The 243-nt window shown below is 66.7% G+C and carries 1 protein-coding gene; it reads right to left on the bottom strand.

Going from position 1 to position 243, the window contains the following annotated elements; translation table 11 throughout:
* Positions 1–243 (bottom strand): aminotransferase class III-fold pyridoxal phosphate-dependent enzyme (locus ACLJNW_RS27865; RefSeq protein WP_410961829.1); only part of this gene is annotated, 243 nt, incomplete at both ends.

The following is a 243-nucleotide window of genomic DNA, read 5'->3' as shown; positions in this document are numbered from 1 at the left end:
CGTTGACCCCGTGGTAGCCGCGGGCGCGGCCGATCAGCTTGGTCTTCTGCGGCTGGCCTTTCAGGCGCCAGTAGGCGCGGGCCATCTTGATCGAGGTGTCGGCGCACTCGGAGCCGGAACCGGTGAAGAACACGTGGTTCAGTTCGCCTGGCAGCAACCCGGCGATCTTCTCGGCCAACTGGAAGGACAGCGGATGGCCGTACTGGAAGCCCGGCGAGTAGTCGAGGGTGCCGAGCTGGCGAG

Source organism: Salmonella sp. SAL4457 (assembly GCF_046548235.1).
GTDB classification, from domain to species: Bacteria; Pseudomonadota; Gammaproteobacteria; order Enterobacterales; family Enterobacteriaceae; genus Salmonella; species Salmonella enterica.
Note: the sequence above shows the minus strand (reverse complement) of the source record. Positions and strands in the feature narration are given on the sequence as shown.